The sequence below is a fragment of the Kribbella rubisoli genome (assembly GCF_004217145.1).
GTDB lineage: Bacteria > Actinomycetota > Actinomycetes > Propionibacteriales > Kribbellaceae > Kribbella > Kribbella rubisoli.
This window is the reverse complement of the sequence record NZ_SHKR01000019.1, coordinates 257,358-270,799: the sequence shown is the minus strand read 5'-3', so window position 1 is coordinate 270,799 and position 13,442 is coordinate 257,358. Positions and strand designations below refer to the sequence as shown.

The 13,442-nt window shown below is 68.7% G+C and carries 11 protein-coding genes; 9 read left to right on the top strand and 2 right to left on the bottom strand.

Features of this window, described 5'->3' with window-relative positions:
• Positions 1–5 precede the first annotated feature (5 nt).
• The 6 genes from EV645_RS41345 (at position 6) to EV645_RS41320 (ending at position 4,577) form a co-directional block, all read left to right on the top strand.
• The gene (locus EV645_RS41345) at positions 6–662 is read left to right on the top strand and encodes an SCO family protein (RefSeq protein ID WP_198682187.1); all 657 of its coding nucleotides are present in this window, start codon (positions 6–8) and stop codon (positions 660–662) included.
• Positions 659–1,129, top strand: a complete 471-nt coding sequence (locus tag EV645_RS41340) for a DoxX family protein (RefSeq protein ID WP_130450741.1) — start codon at positions 659–661, stop codon at positions 1,127–1,129. The genes EV645_RS41345 and EV645_RS41340 overlap by 4 nt, the downstream gene beginning before the upstream one ends.
• Entirely contained in the window at positions 1,126–1,821 is a 696-nt protein-coding gene (locus EV645_RS41335) for a DsbA family protein (RefSeq protein WP_130450739.1), read from the top strand. The genes EV645_RS41340 and EV645_RS41335 overlap by 4 nt, the downstream gene beginning before the upstream one ends.
• A 64-nt stretch (positions 1,822–1,885) precedes the next feature.
• On the top strand, positions 1,886–2,947 hold the full coding sequence (gene lgt / locus EV645_RS41330; RefSeq protein ID WP_198682186.1) for a prolipoprotein diacylglyceryl transferase: 1,062 nt from the start codon (positions 1,886–1,888) through the stop codon (positions 2,945–2,947).
• Positions 2,940–3,665 carry a VIT1/CCC1 transporter family protein gene (locus EV645_RS41325; RefSeq protein WP_242000989.1) on the top strand — a complete coding sequence of 242 codons (726 nt, stop codon included), beginning with the start codon at positions 2,940–2,942 and terminating at the stop codon, positions 3,663–3,665. The genes lgt and EV645_RS41325 overlap by 8 nt, the downstream gene beginning before the upstream one ends.
• Before the next feature lie 81 nt (positions 3,666–3,746).
• Complete coding sequence (locus EV645_RS41320) at positions 3,747–4,577, top strand: hypothetical protein (protein ID WP_130450737.1); 831 nt, start codon at positions 3,747–3,749, stop codon at positions 4,575–4,577.
• Here the strand turns inward: EV645_RS41320 and EV645_RS41315 are convergent, their stop codons facing one another.
• A complete protein-coding gene (locus tag EV645_RS41315) occupies positions 4,578–5,606 on the bottom strand; it encodes a 1-aminocyclopropane-1-carboxylate deaminase (protein ID WP_130450735.1) in 1,029 nt (342 codons plus the stop codon). It lies immediately after the preceding gene.
• 26 nt (positions 5,607–5,632) lie between these two features.
• On the opposite strand from EV645_RS41315, the gene EV645_RS41310 reads away from it, so the two are divergent.
• A complete protein-coding gene (locus tag EV645_RS41310; protein ID WP_130450733.1) occupies positions 5,633–6,415 on the top strand; it encodes a serine/threonine-protein kinase in 783 nt (260 codons plus the stop codon).
• On the opposite strand, the gene EV645_RS41305 is transcribed toward EV645_RS41310, so the two are convergent.
• The gene (locus tag EV645_RS41305; RefSeq protein ID WP_130450731.1) at positions 6,352–7,170 is read right to left on the bottom strand and encodes a phosphotransferase family protein; all 819 of its coding nucleotides are present in this window, start codon (positions 7,168–7,170) and stop codon (positions 6,352–6,354) included. The genes EV645_RS41310 and EV645_RS41305 overlap by 64 nt on opposite strands.
• A 252-nt stretch (positions 7,171–7,422) precedes the next feature.
• Here EV645_RS41305 and gltB point away from each other — a divergent pair, with 252 nt between their 5' ends.
• A complete protein-coding gene (gltB, locus tag EV645_RS41300; RefSeq protein ID WP_130450729.1) occupies positions 7,423–11,946 on the top strand; it encodes a glutamate synthase large subunit in 4,524 nt (1,507 codons plus the stop codon).
• A complete protein-coding gene (locus tag EV645_RS41295; protein WP_130450727.1) occupies positions 11,946–13,412 on the top strand; it encodes a glutamate synthase subunit beta in 1,467 nt (488 codons plus the stop codon). The genes gltB and EV645_RS41295 overlap by 1 nt, the downstream gene beginning before the upstream one ends.
• Positions 13,413–13,442 lie beyond the last annotated feature (30 nt).

Sequence of the window (13,442 nt, the reverse complement as noted above, 5' to 3'; positions counted from 1 at the left end):
CCGCCGTGAGTCGAACCAGGAACGCGGCACTCCTTTTGGCCGCGGTGGCTCTGCTCGCCCTCGCGGGCTGCAGTGGCAAGCAGGAGAAGGCCGACAATCCGGGCGGGGCGATCATCCGCAGCAGCCAGGACCCGAACGGGTTGCGCGGCGCCACGCTGGACCAGCCGTACTCGATGCCCGCGACAACGCTGACCGACACCGGCGGCAATCCGTTCAACCTGGTCACGTCGACGAAGAAGCCGGTCACGCTGGTGTTCTTCGGGTACACGAACTGCCCCGACGTGTGCCCGACGGTGATGGCCGATGTGGCGTCCGCGCTGACCAAGCTCGATCAGCCGGTGCGCGACCAGATCCAGATGCTGTTCATCACGACCGACCCGTCGCGGGACACCGGTCCGGTGATCCGCAAGTACCTGGACCGGTTCGATCCGTCGTTCACCGGGCTGACCGGGTCGCTGGCGTCGATCAAGGACGTCGCGAAGGCGGTCGGCGTACCGGTGGAGGGGATGCAGAAGCTTCCTTCCGGAGGGTACGAGGTCGGTCACGGAGCGCAGGTGATCGGCTTCGGCAAGAACGACAAGGCGAACGTGCTCTGGCTGTCCAACGCCGCCATCGGTGACCTGGCGCATGACTTCGGCAAGCTGGTGGCGGACAACCAGTGAAGGTCTGGTTTCCCTGGGTCTCGCTCGTCGCCCGGCTCGTCCTCGGCAGCGTGATGCTGGTCGCCGGTGCGTTGAAGGTCACCGATCCGGAAACGGCTGCCCAGGCAGTCCGTGCGTACGAGCTGCTGCCGTCGTCGCTGGTGCAGCCGGTCGGCTGGGGGCTGCCGTTCCTGGAGATCGCGATCGGGTTGCTGTTGATCGTCGGCTTCGGTGTCCGCGCCTCGGCCGTCGCCGCCGGTGTTTTCATGATCGTGTTCATCGCCGCGGTGTCGTCCGCCTGGGCGCGCGGTCTGTCGATCGACTGCGGCTGCTTCGGCGGCGGCGGTCAGGTCGCCGCGGGCCAGACGAAGTACCTGCAGGAGATCCTCCGGGACGTGGGCCTGCTGGCGCTGGCCGTCTGGCTGTGGCTGTACCCGGTCAGTAAGTTCGCTGTCGTATCCGAACCGCAAGGAGTCACCGCGTCGTGAGCAACACCAATCCGCTGCTGCAGCAGAACAAGCGCCGGATCTCGCCCGGGATCGTCGTGGTGATCGTCCTGGTCCTTGCGCTCGCCGGCGGGGTCGGCGTCCAGTACTACCGCGGTCACTCCAAGGTCGAGGTCAGCTCGAACGGCCGGCCCGAGCCCACGGTCATCACCGGCCCGGGTACGTCCGGGAAGGGCATCACGGTCGGCAAGGCCGGCGCGAAGGTCAACATCGACCTGTACCTCGACTTCCGCTGCCCGCACTGCGCGGAGTTCGAGGAGGCGAGCGGTTCGACCGTCGACAAGCTCGTCCAGGACGGTACGGCGACGCTGACCTACTGGCCGCTGCAGTTCGTCAACCCGGACGCCTCGCCGCGGCTGGCCAACGCGTTCGCCGCGGCTGCCGCGAACGGCAAGGCGCTGAGCTTCGCCGACGAGATGTACGGCGATTTCTCGAAGTCGTGGACCACGGACCAGCTGATCGAGCTCGGCCAGCAGCTCGGGGTCGGTGACGAGACGTTCCAGAAGGCGTTGCAGGACAACACGTACGCGGGCTGGCTGGAGTCGGTGGGCAAGGCGGCCGACGAGCGCGGTGTGACGGGGACGCCGACGGTTTACGTCAACGGCAAGCAGTTGCCGGCGGACCAGCTCAGCTCCGAGGGGCTGCAGAACGCCGTCGACGCGGTTGCAAGCTGAGGCCCCATCGTGACCGTGCGCTCCTGGCAGTGGTCTGGTGGGTCGAGTAGCGTTCCCCCTTGCCATGTCTAGTCTGATTCCCGCCGTGATGGTTCCGGCGTTCATCCCCAGCCCGAGCCAGGGTGTCTGGCACGTCTTCGGCCTTCCGATCCGCGCGTACGCGTTGTGCATCCTGGCCGGCATCTTCGTCGGATACTGGCTCGGTCGCCGCCGCTGGGTGGCCCGCGGCGGATCCGCGCCGGTGCTCGCGGACATCATGTTCTGGGCGATCCCGTTCGGGTTGGTCGGTGCGCGGATCTACCACGTCATCACCGACGCCGAGCTGTACTTCGGCGAGGGCCGGCACCCGATCGACGCGCTGAAGATCTGGCACGGCGGGCTCGGCATCTGGGGCGCGGTCGGATTCGGCGCGCTCGGCGCGTGGATCGCCTGCCGGCGGGCGAAGGTCCCGTTCCTGGCGGTCGCGGACGCGATGGCGCCCGGGATCGCGCTGGCGCAGGTGTTCGGCCGGTTCGGCAACTACTTCAACCAGGAACTCTTCGGCCGCCCGACCACGAAGCCGTGGGGCCTGGAGATCTCGCCCGAACACCGCCCCGCCGGGTACGCCGACTTCGCAACCTTCCACCCGACGTTCCTGTACGAGGCGATCTGGAACCTGGGCGTCGTCGCCCTGGTCATCCTCGTCGACCGCCGCTACAAACTGGGCCACGGCCGCGCCTTCTTCCTGTACGTCGCCGGCTACACCGCCGGCCGCGCCTGGATCGAAAACATGCGCATCGACACCGTGAACCACTTCCTCGGCCTCCGCCTGAACGTCTGGACCGCCCTCATCCTGTTCGTCCTGGCTGTAGTCGCCTTCATCATCAGCGCCCGCAAATACCCCGGCCAAGAAGACATCACCACCGGCCCGGCCGCCGGCAAGCCGAGCGAAGCGACGGCCGACGCCCCCGCCGCCGAGCCGAGCGAAGCGAAGGCGGACGCCGCGCCCGCGGACGAGGCACACGACGGCTCATCCGCAGACGCGAGCCCGAGCTCCGAGCCGGCCGGAGGGCCGGATGCCGAGGCGGAACCGCAGCCGAAGGTTGACGTGAAGAACGGCGCCGATTCAGATGGGTCTCGTGACTGAGACGCCTCAGGTTTCGAACGAGCACCACGGGGACCACACGCACCGTGATGTGAACGGCGGCTGGCTCCGGCCGGCCGTGTTCGGTGCGATGGACGGCCTGGTGTCGAACTTCGCGCTGATCGCCGGCATGGACGGCGGCACCAGCTCGGGCTCGAAGTTCATCGTCCTGGCGGGCCTCGCCGGCCTGGCAGCGGGCGCGTTCTCGATGGCGGCGGGGGAGTACACCTCCGTCGCCTCCCAGCGCGAACTCGCCCACGCCGAGATCGAGGTCGAGCGCAAGGAGATCCGCAAGCATCCTCTCGACGAGGAGATCGAGCTCGCCGAGACGTACCGCGCGAAGGGCCTCGACCCGGACCTGGCCAGCAAGGTCGCCAAGCAGTTCCACGCGAACCCGGACCAGGCCCTGGAGGAGCACGTCCGCGAAGAGCTTGGCATCGACCCCGGCGACCTCCCGAACCCGCTGATCGCGGCCGCCTCGTCGTTCATCTGCTTCGCGGTCGGCGCCTTCATCCCGCTGGCGCCGTACCTGTTCGGCTCAGGCACCGTCGTACCGTCCCTGATCCTGTCCCTGACGGCCCTGTTCGTCTGCGGCGCGGTCGTCTCCCGCGTCACCACCCGCTCCTGGTGGTACTCCGGCCTCCGTCAGCTCCTCCTCGGCGCTGCCGCAGCCGCCCTCACCTACTTCGTCGGCACCCTCGTCGGCCCCGGAATCGGCTGACCGAAAGGTATCGCCGGCGCTACCCCAAGAGTCGATCCTGCGTGATGGTCCGCGCCAGGCACGTCCGCCTAGCGTGAGCCCATGACGTCGACCACCTTCTTCCGGCCGTGGCAGGCGCTGACCTCCGCCGCGACCGCCACTGCGGCACTCGTCGTCGCCTTCGTGATGGCTCCCGCCGCACTCGCGAGCACTCGGGCGACCACCGGCCTCGGCAGCGAGGCGAGCCTCATCGCGACCTTCCGCAGCGCGTTCGTCGGGTACTGGCGTATCGGCCAAGCCGACTTCGGCGCCGAACTGCAGCCGGTCGTCGACTACTGGTTCCGCTACCACGTAGCGAAGGCGCTGCTCGCCGCTGTGTTGCTGGCGGTCCTCATCGTCCTCGGCGTACTGAGCTGGCAGGCGTTCCTCCGGACGGCTGGTCTTCGGGCAGCGGCTCTCGCAGCGAGCGGTGTACTGTCCACCGCTCTTGCCGTGGTCTCGCTCGCAGCTGTCATGGCCAACATCCACGGAATGGCGGCGCCCTTCGGCTCCCTGCTGCCGATGCTCTTCGGCGCCCCCAACGCCTCAGCTGGCCCGCTGCCGGACACGCTGGCCCAGATCAGGCAGAACCTCGCCGACGGTCAGAACTCACCTGCCCTCGACGTGATCCGCAGCGACTACGTCAAGTTCCACGCGGTGATGGCTGTGGAGGGCACGATCGTGGTCATCGGTCTCGTTGTCCTCAGCGTCCTGCTGTGGCGCGGTTTCACGAGGACGGATCGGGTCGAGCGGCGGTCCAGGCGGCTGCTGGCGGCGTACGGCGTCTTCGTCTCGCTGCTGGCGCTGACGCTGGCCGTCATCGTGGTGGCGAACGCGACCACCGCGGCGCATCCGCTCCCCGGCCTCGAATCCTTCTTCGCCGGCGGCTGGTAGCTACTCGGCGATCGGCTGAGACTGCGTGAACAGACCGCTGTAGGCGTTGAGCGCGGGCTGCCCGCCGAGGTGGGCGTAGAGCACGGTGGAGTCCTTCGGGATGTCGCCGGTGCGGACGAGGTCGATCAGACCTGCCATCGACTTCCCCTCGTAGACCGGGTCGATGATCATCCCCTCGAGCTGCCCCGTCAGCCGGATCGCGTCGAGCGTCGACCGCACCGGGATCCCGTACTCGTCCCCGGCCCACCCCTCCAGCACCGTGATCTCGTCGTCCCGCAGTTCGCGCTCCAACCCGATCAGGGAAGCCGTTGCCCGGGCGATCCGCTCGACCTGATCACGCGTTTCCTGCAGCTTGGCGCTCGCGTCGATCCCGATCACGCGCCGCGGCCGGTCCTGCCCGGCGAACCCGGCGATCATCCCCGCATGCGTCGACCCGGTCACCGAGCACACCACGATCGTGTCGAAGAAGACCCCGAGCTCGCGTTCCTGCTGCTCCACCTCGTACGCCCACTGCGCGAATCCCAGCCCGCCGAGCCGATGGTCCGAGGCGCCGGCCGGGATCGCGTACGGCGTACCGCCGCGTGCCTGCACGTCCTCGAGCGCCTGCTTCCAGCTGTCCTTGAAGCCGATCCCGAACCCGGCCGGATCGAGCCGCACCTCGGCCCCCATGATCCGGCTGAGCAGAATGTTGCCGACCCGGTCGTTGAGCGCGTCCGGCCAGTCCACCCAGTTCTCCTGGACCAGCACCGCCTTCAACCCGACCTTCGCGGCGACCGCGGCGACCTGCCGGGTGTGATTCGACTGGTATCCACCGATCGACACCAACGTGTCAGCCCCTTGAGCCAGCGCATCCGGGATCAGGTACTCGAGCTTCCGCGTCTTGTTCCCGCCGTACGCAAGCCCCGAGTTGCAGTCCTCCCGCTTCGCCCAGACCTTCGCCCCACCCAGGTACGCCGACAACCGCTCGAGCGGATGCACCGGGCTGGGCCCGAACAACAACGGGTACCGCGGAAAATCGCTCAGTGCCATCGTGTACCTCCACTAGGGTCGGCGGAATGTTCCCCGGTGAGATCGACGTCCCGCCCGCGACCTACCTCGAACAGCTCGGCACCATCTTCACCCGCTTCGCTACCCAAGACTCCGGCAACATCTCGTACGGCGTGCAGACCGCCGACAGCCGGTACTTCGTCAAAACCGCCGGCGACCCCACCGATCCCCAGGCGTTCCTCGACTTCGACGGCCGCGTGACTCTCCTCCGCAACACCGTCGAACTCGCGCATTCCGTCAACCACCCCGCCCTGCCAACCCTGCACGCGGTGATCGAATCCCCGGCCGGCCCTGTGCTCGTCTACGACTGGCGCGACGGCGACCTCCTCGGCCCGGCCCGCGACCGTTTCAAGGCGCTCCCCAGCCAGGAGATCCTCACCGCCCTCAACACCCTCTACGACCTCCACGCCGCCCTCGACGCGGCCGGCTGGGTCGAAGGCGACTTCTACCACTCATCGATGCTCTACGACTTCACGATGCAACGCCTGACGGTCATAGACCTCGACAGCTACCACCGCGGCCCGTTCGTCAACACCATGGGCCGGATGTTCGGCTCAAGCCGCTACATGGCGCCCGAGGAGCACGTCCTGGGAGCGCCCATCGACACCCAAACCACCGCCTACGTGATGGCCCGCACCGCCCAGATCTTCCTCACCACCCCACCCGACCCCCTCCAAGCCGTCCTCACCCAAGCCACCACCACCCGCTTCCCGACCTACCAGGCCTTTCACGACGCCTGGCTGACCGCCTCGTCCACGATCGGCGACAACCTGGCCAACCGCTCGACGTGATCGCCAGGCTCCGGCTGCGTGAGGGCCCACGCGGCGCGTGACACCCCGGTGTACGCCGCCACGAGCACAGCCCCACGCCGTACGTCGCCACCGTGCGCCGCAATCAATTCGTCCAGCGGGGTGTCCACCGCGAGCGCCAAATACCCGAGGTCGAACCCGGCAGGCCCCAACCCGAACTGCTCCCAGTCGATCGCGATGACGTCTTCGCCGTCCCGTCCGAGCAGGTTCACCGGATGCGCGTCCCCGTGCGTCGGCACCCGTGGAAGCCCATCCAGCACGCCCAGCGCCGCCTCCCGCCGCATCCAGAGCTCCTCGATCGCCGGCGAACTCAGCCCGGCTCGCTTGAGCCCATCCCACCCACCCCGCAGCTCAACGGCCCGCAAACGGTCCCGCAGTACGCCCCGAGCACCCCACCCGGGCTCACCCACCGAACACCCCGCGAACCGCCCTAGAGCCTCAGCCAACCCCTCTCCGGTCCACTCCGCGGCAGGCGTGTAGGCCGTCCGCAGCGTGATCCCCGCCGAATCACGCCCGACCCCCAGACAAACCGGCGCCCGCAGACCCGGCGTACCAGCCACGACGCCGGATTCGGCGACCAGCGCCTGCCGCTCCCAGTAGGCCTGATGGCGTGGATCCTCGACGCCGGGCAGCAGGCGCTTGACCACCTGGCCGTCGGGGGTCAGCCAGACGCCGCCAGTGGCCTGGCCGGTGCCGGAGGTGAGCGGTTGCCAGTCGGGGGAGGGGTTCCAGGGCATAGGAACGGCCTATCAGGATCCGGCGGTCTCAACAGGTGAATTTCGGGCGTGCGTGGGTGGTTGTGGGGGCGGTGGGCTGGGAAGATGGGAGGCTAGTAGTGAGCGCTTGCTTACTGTGGGTCATCAAGGCGTTGCGCGGTGGACGGGAAGTCCATCTGGTGGGCGTCATGAGGTAGTCTCGGGACACCCGGCTTGGGCCAGTGTTGTCCCGCGGCCAGTTGTATTTGACCGTAGGACGACGGGAGCTCCTGGATGTTTGGTAGCCCGCCTTTCCCGAGCGAGGGTCTGTACGACGGACGGCACGAGCACGACGCTTGTGGTGTTGCCTTCGTCGCGACCCTGACCGGTGAACCGAGCCACGACATCGTGGCCAAGGCCTTGACCGCCCTGCGCAATCTCGAGCATCGCGGCGCGTCCGGCGCCGAACCGGATTCCGGCGATGGCGCTGGCATCCTGCTGCAGGTCCCGGACGCCTTCTACCGCAAGGTGTGCGAGTTCGAGCTGCCGGCGCCGCACAGCTACGCGACCGGTATCGCGTTCCTGCCCGCCGATCCCGACGACGCCGCCAAGGCGATCAACCGGATCGAGGAGTTGGCCGCCGAGGAGCAGCTGAGTGTCGTCGGCTGGCGGGACATCCCGACCACGCCCGACCTGCTCGGCGCGACCGCGCGTTCGGTGATGCCGACGTTCAAGCAGCTGTTCGTCAGCGCGAAGGCCGGCCGGGTGCTCGGCCTGGCGCTGGAGCGGATGGCGTTCCGGCTGCGCAAGCGCGCCGAGAAGGAGACGGAGACCTACTTCCCGTCGCTGTCCGGCCGGACCATCACCTACAAGGGGATGCTCACCACCGACCAGCTGGACAAGTTCTTCCCCGAGCTGACCGACCCCGATCTCGCCTCGGCGATCGGCATCGTGCACTCGCGGTTCTCCACGAACACGTTCCCGTCCTGGCCGCTGGCCCACCCGTACCGGTACATCGCCCACAACGGTGAGATCAACACCGTCCAGGGCAACCGCAACTGGATGCGTGCCCGCGAGGCCCTGCTCGCCAGCGACCTGATCCCGGGTGACCTCGAGCAGCTCTACCCGATCTGTACGCCGGGAGCGTCGGACTCCGCGTCCTTCGACGAGGTGCTCGAGCTCCTGCACCTCGGCGGCCGCTCGTTGCCGCACGCGATGCTGATGATGATCCCGGAGGCGTGGGAGAACGCCGCCACGATGGACTCGAAGCGGCGCGCGTTCTACGAGTTCCACTCGACGCTGATGGAGCCGTGGGACGGCCCGGCGTCGGTGGTCTTCTCCGACGGAACGAAGGTCGGCGCGGTCCTCGACCGCAACGGACTGCGCCCCTCGCGCTACTGGGTGACCGAGGACGGCCTCGTCGTACTCGCGTCCGAGGCCGGCGTGCTCGACATCGACCCGGCCACCGTGACCGAGAAGGGCCGGCTCGAGCCGGGCCGGATCTTCCTGGTCGACGTCGACGCGCACCGGATCATCACCGACGCCGAGGTGAAGAACGCGCTCGCCACCGAGCACCCGTACGACGAATGGCTGCACGGCGGCCTGATCCGGTTCGAGGACCTGCACGAGCGCGAGCACGTCGTACACAGCCATGCGTCGGTGACGCGTCGCCAGCAGGTCTTCGGGTACACCGAGGAGGAGCTGCGCCTCATCCTCACCCCGATGGCGAAGGCCGGCGCCGAGCCGATCGGCTCGATGGGCACCGACACGCCGATCGCGGTGCTGAGCGACCGGCCGCGGCTGCTGTTCGACTACTTCGCGCAGCTGTTCGCCCAGGTCACGAACCCGCCGCTGGACGCGATCCGGGAGGAGCTCGTCACCTCGCTGTCGTCGTCGCTCGGCCCGGAGTCGAACCTGCTCAACCCGAGTCCGGCGTCCTGCCGGCAGGTGGTGATCCCGTTCCCGGTGATCACCAACGACGAGCTGGCCAAGCTCCGCCACATCAACCTCGACGGCGACATGCCCGGCCTGGCCACCACGGTCCTGCGCGGCGTGTACGACGTCGAAGGCGGCGGCGAGGCGCTCCGGACCCGGCTCGACGAGATCTGCGCGGAGGCCGACGCCGCGATCCGCGACGGCGCCCGCATCCTGGTGCTGTCCGACCGGCACTCGAACGCCGACAGCGCCCCGATCCCGTCGCTGCTGCTCACCTCCGCGGTGCACCACCACCTGGTCCGGGAGAAGACCCGCACCCAGGTCGGTCTGGTCGTCGAGGCCGGTGACGTCCGCGAGGTCCACCACGTCGCGCTCCTGATGGGGTACGGCGCGGCCGCGATCAACCCGTACCTGGCGCTGGAGTCCGTCGAGGACCTCTGCCGGCACGGCACCTACTTGCCGGGGATCGAGCCCGAGCAGGCTGTGCGCAACGTGGTGAAGTCGCTCGGCAAGGGCGTGCTCAAGGTCATGTCGAAGATGGGTGTCTCGACGGTCGCGTCGTACACCGGCGCCCAGATCTTCGAGGCGAACGGGCTGTCCCCGTTCCTGGTCGACATCTACTTCACCGGTACGTCGTCGAGGATCGGCGGCGTCGGCCTGGACACGATCGCCGAGGAGGTACGCCGCCGGCACCTGCGCGCGTACCCTGCGGACGGGATCCTGCCCGCGCACCGCAAGCTAGAGATCGGCGGCGAGTACCAGTGGCGCCGCGAGGGCGAGCCGCACCTGTTCGACCCGGACACGGTGTTCCGCCTGCAGCACAGCACCCGGACCGGCCGCTACGACATCTTCAAGCAGTACACGTCCCGGGTGAACGAGCAGTCCGAGCGGCTGATGACGCTGCGCGGTCTGTTCGGCTTCGGTTCCGACCGGCAGCCGATCTCGATCGACGAGGTCGAGCCGGTCAGCGAGATCGTCAAGCGGTTCTCCACCGGCGCGATGAGCTACGGCTCGATCAGCATGGAGGCGCACCAGACGCTGGCGATCGCGATGAACCAGCTGGGCGGCAAGTCGAACACCGGTGAGGGCGGCGAGGACGCCGACCGGCTGTACGACCCGACCCGGCGGAGCTCGATCAAGCAGGTCGCCTCGGGACGGTTCGGCGTCACCGCGGAGTACCTGACGAACTCCGACGACATCCAGATCAAGATGGCGCAGGGCGCGAAGCCCGGCGAGGGCGGGCAGCTGCCCGGTCCGAAGGTGTACCCGTGGGTGGCCAGTACGCGGTACTCGACGCCTGGCGTCGGCCTGATCTCGCCGCCGCCGCACCACGACATCTACTCGATCGAGGATCTGGCGCAGCTGATCCACGACCTGAAGAACGCGAACCCGGCCGCACGGATCCACGTGAAGCTGGTGTCCGAGGTCGGCGTCGGCACGATCGCCGCGGGTGTCTCCAAGGCCCACGCGGACGTCGTACTGATCTCCGGTCACGACGGCGGGACCGGCGCGGCGCCGTTGACGTCGCTCAAGCACGCCGGTGGTCCGTGGGAGCTGGGTCTCGCCGAGACACAGCAAACCCTGCTGCTGAACGGTTTGCGCGACCGCATCGTCGTACAGACCGATGGCCAGCTGAAGACCGGTCGCGACGTGATCATCGCGGCGCTGCTCGGCGCGGAGGAGTTCGGTTTCGCGACCGCTCCGCTGGTGGTATCGGGCTGCATCATGATGCGGGTCTGCCACCTCGACACGTGCCCGGTCGGCGTCGCGACGCAGAACCCGGTACTGCGGGAGCGGTTCTCCGGCAAGCCCGAATTCGTTGTGAACTTCTTCGAGTTCATCGCCGAGGAGGTCCGGGAATACCTTGCAGAGTTGGGATTCCGGACCCTGGACGAGGCGATCGGGCACGCCGAGGTGCTGGACATCCAGCGCGCGGTCGACCACTGGAAGGCGGACGGCCTCGACCTGACGCCGATCCTGCACGTGCCGTCGCTGCCGGAAGGCGCGTCGCGGCACCAGGTCGTCGAGCAGAACCACGGCCTCGACAAGGCGCTCGACAACGAGCTGATCCGGATCTGCCGCCCGGCGCTGGAGAACGGCGAACCGGTCCGGGCACAGCTCGCGATCCGGAACGTCAACCGCACCGTCGGCACGATGCTCGGCCACGAGATCACCAAGCGGTACCGCGCGGCCGGCCTGGCCGACGGGACGATCGACCTGACCTTCACCGGTTCGGCCGGCAACTCGTTCGCCGCCTTCGTGCCGAGCGGAGTCACCCTGCGACTCGAGGGTGACGCCAACGACTACGTCGGCAAGGGCCTGTCCGGCGGTCGCGTGGTCATCCGCCCGGACCGCCACGCGCGGTTCGACGCGGCCGGCCAGATCATCGCCGGCAACGTGATCGCGTACGGCGCGACGTCGGGTGAGCTGTTCATCAGCGGTGGCGTCGGGCAACGGTTCTGTGTCCGGAACTCCGGTGCGACCGCGATCGTCGAGTCGGTCGGCGACCACGCCTGCGAGTACATGACCGGCGGGCGTGTCGTCGTACTGGGTGCTGTCGGGAGGAACTTCGCGGCCGGCATGTCGGGCGGCGTGGCCCACGTGATCGACCTGGACCACACCCTGGTGAACCCGGAGCTGGTGGATCTGCACCCGGTCACCACGGACGAGTCCGAACTGCTGCACGACCTGGTCCGCAGGCACTTCGAGGAGACCGGATCGGAACGGGCGGCCAAGCTGCTCGCCGACTGGCCGGCCGCGGCCGCCAGGTTCACCACGGTGATGCCCCGCGACTACGCCCGGGTGCTGGCGGCCAAGGCGGCCGCCGAGCGCGACGGGCTGGACGAGGACGCCACCACGCGAGCGATGATGGAGGCCATCTGATGGCTGATCCCAAGGGATTCCTGACCACCCCGCGCGAGGTCGCCGAGCGGCGGCCGGTGGAGGAACGCAAGCAGGACTGGAAAGAGGTCTACCCAGGTGGACCGGGCAAGGCCCTGCTGCCGATCATCACCAAGCAGGCCGGCCGTTGTATGGACTGCGGTATCCCGTTCTGCCACAACGGCTGCCCGCTGGGCAACCTGATCCCGGAGTGGAACGACCTGGTCTGGCGGGACGACTGGTCGAGCGCGATCGAGCGGCTGCACGCGACCAACAACTTCCCGGAGTTCACCGGCCGGCTCTGCCCGGCGCCCTGCGAAACGTCCTGCGTGCTCGGCATCAACCAGGATCCGGTGACGATCAAGAACGTCGAGGTCGCGATCATCGACAAGGCCTGGGAGACCGGCGACGTCCGGCCCCAGCCGCCGGAGTGGCTGACCGGCAAGACGATCGCGGTCGTCGGCTCCGGTCCGTCGGGCCTGGCCGCCGCGCAGCAGCTGACCCGCGCGGGGCACACGGTCGCGGTGTACGAGCGCGCCGACACCCCGGGCGGCCTGCTGCGGTACGGCATTCCCGAGTTCAAGATGGAGAAGCTGCAGGTCGATCGCCGGATCCAGCAGATGAAGGAGGAGGGCACGGTCTTCCGCTCCGGCGTGAACGTCGGCGTGGACGTGACCGGCACCCAACTCAAGCAGCGGTACGACGCTGTCGTCATCGCGACCGGATCCACCGCGGCCCGCGATCTGCCCGTGCCGGGTCGCGAGTACGGCGGCATCCACCAGGCGATGGAGTACCTGCCGCAGGCCAACCGGGTCGCGCTCGGACAGACCGTCGACGACCAGATCGTTGCGACCGGCAAGGACGTGGTGATCATCGGCGGCGGCGACACCGGCGCCGACTGCCTCGGTACCGCACACCGGCAGGGCGCCCGCACGGTGACCCAGCTGGAGATCATGCCGCGTCCGGGGGACGACCGTCCGGGGCACCAGCCGTGGCCGACGTACCCGATGATCTACCGGGTCGCCTCCGCGCACGAGGAGGGCGGCGACCGGGTGTACGCCGTCTCGACGGTGAACTTCGAGTCCGATGCCGACGGCAACGTCTCGGGGCTGAAGCTGGTCGAGGTCGAGTTCTCCGAGGGCCGGTTCAACCCGGTCGAGGGGACCGAGCGGACCATCCCGGCGCAGCTCGTGCTGCTGGCGATGGGCTTCCTCGGCCCGGAGCGCGAGGGTTTCCTGGAGCAGCTCGGCGTCGAGCTCGACGAGCGCGGCAACGTCAAGCGGGACAACGACTACCAGACCTCGGTCGAGGGCGTCTTCGCCTGCGGTGACGCCGGTCGCGGTCAGTCCCTGATCGTCTGGGCGATCGCTGAGGGCCGTTCCTGCGCCAACGGCGTGGACACCCTCCTCACCGGTTCGTCGACCCTCCCGACCCCGATCCCGCCGACAGCACGCCCGCTCGCCGTGTGAGCTTTCGCTAGGTTGTAGGTGTGGTCAGGC

Coding starts and splice junctions, on each gene's coding strand:
- lgt (WP_198682186.1), top strand. CDS start 1,886: ATGTCTAGTCTGATTCCCGCCGTGATGGTTCCGGCGTTCATCCCCAGC.
- EV645_RS41320 (WP_130450737.1), top strand. CDS start 3,747: ATGACGTCGACCACCTTCTTCCGGCCGTGGCAGGCGCTGACCTCCGCC.
- EV645_RS41315 (WP_130450735.1), bottom strand. CDS start 5,606: ATGGCACTGAGCGATTTTCCGCGGTACCCGTTGTTGTTCGGGCCCAGC.
- EV645_RS41310 (WP_130450733.1), top strand. CDS start 5,633: ATGTTCCCCGGTGAGATCGACGTCCCGCCCGCGACCTACCTCGAACAG.
- EV645_RS41305 (WP_130450731.1), bottom strand. CDS start 7,170: ATGCCCTGGAACCCCTCCCCCGACTGGCAACCGCTCACCTCCGGCACC.
- gltB (WP_130450729.1), top strand. CDS start 7,423: ATGTTTGGTAGCCCGCCTTTCCCGAGCGAGGGTCTGTACGACGGACGG.
- EV645_RS41295 (WP_130450727.1), top strand. CDS start 11,946: ATGGCTGATCCCAAGGGATTCCTGACCACCCCGCGCGAGGTCGCCGAG.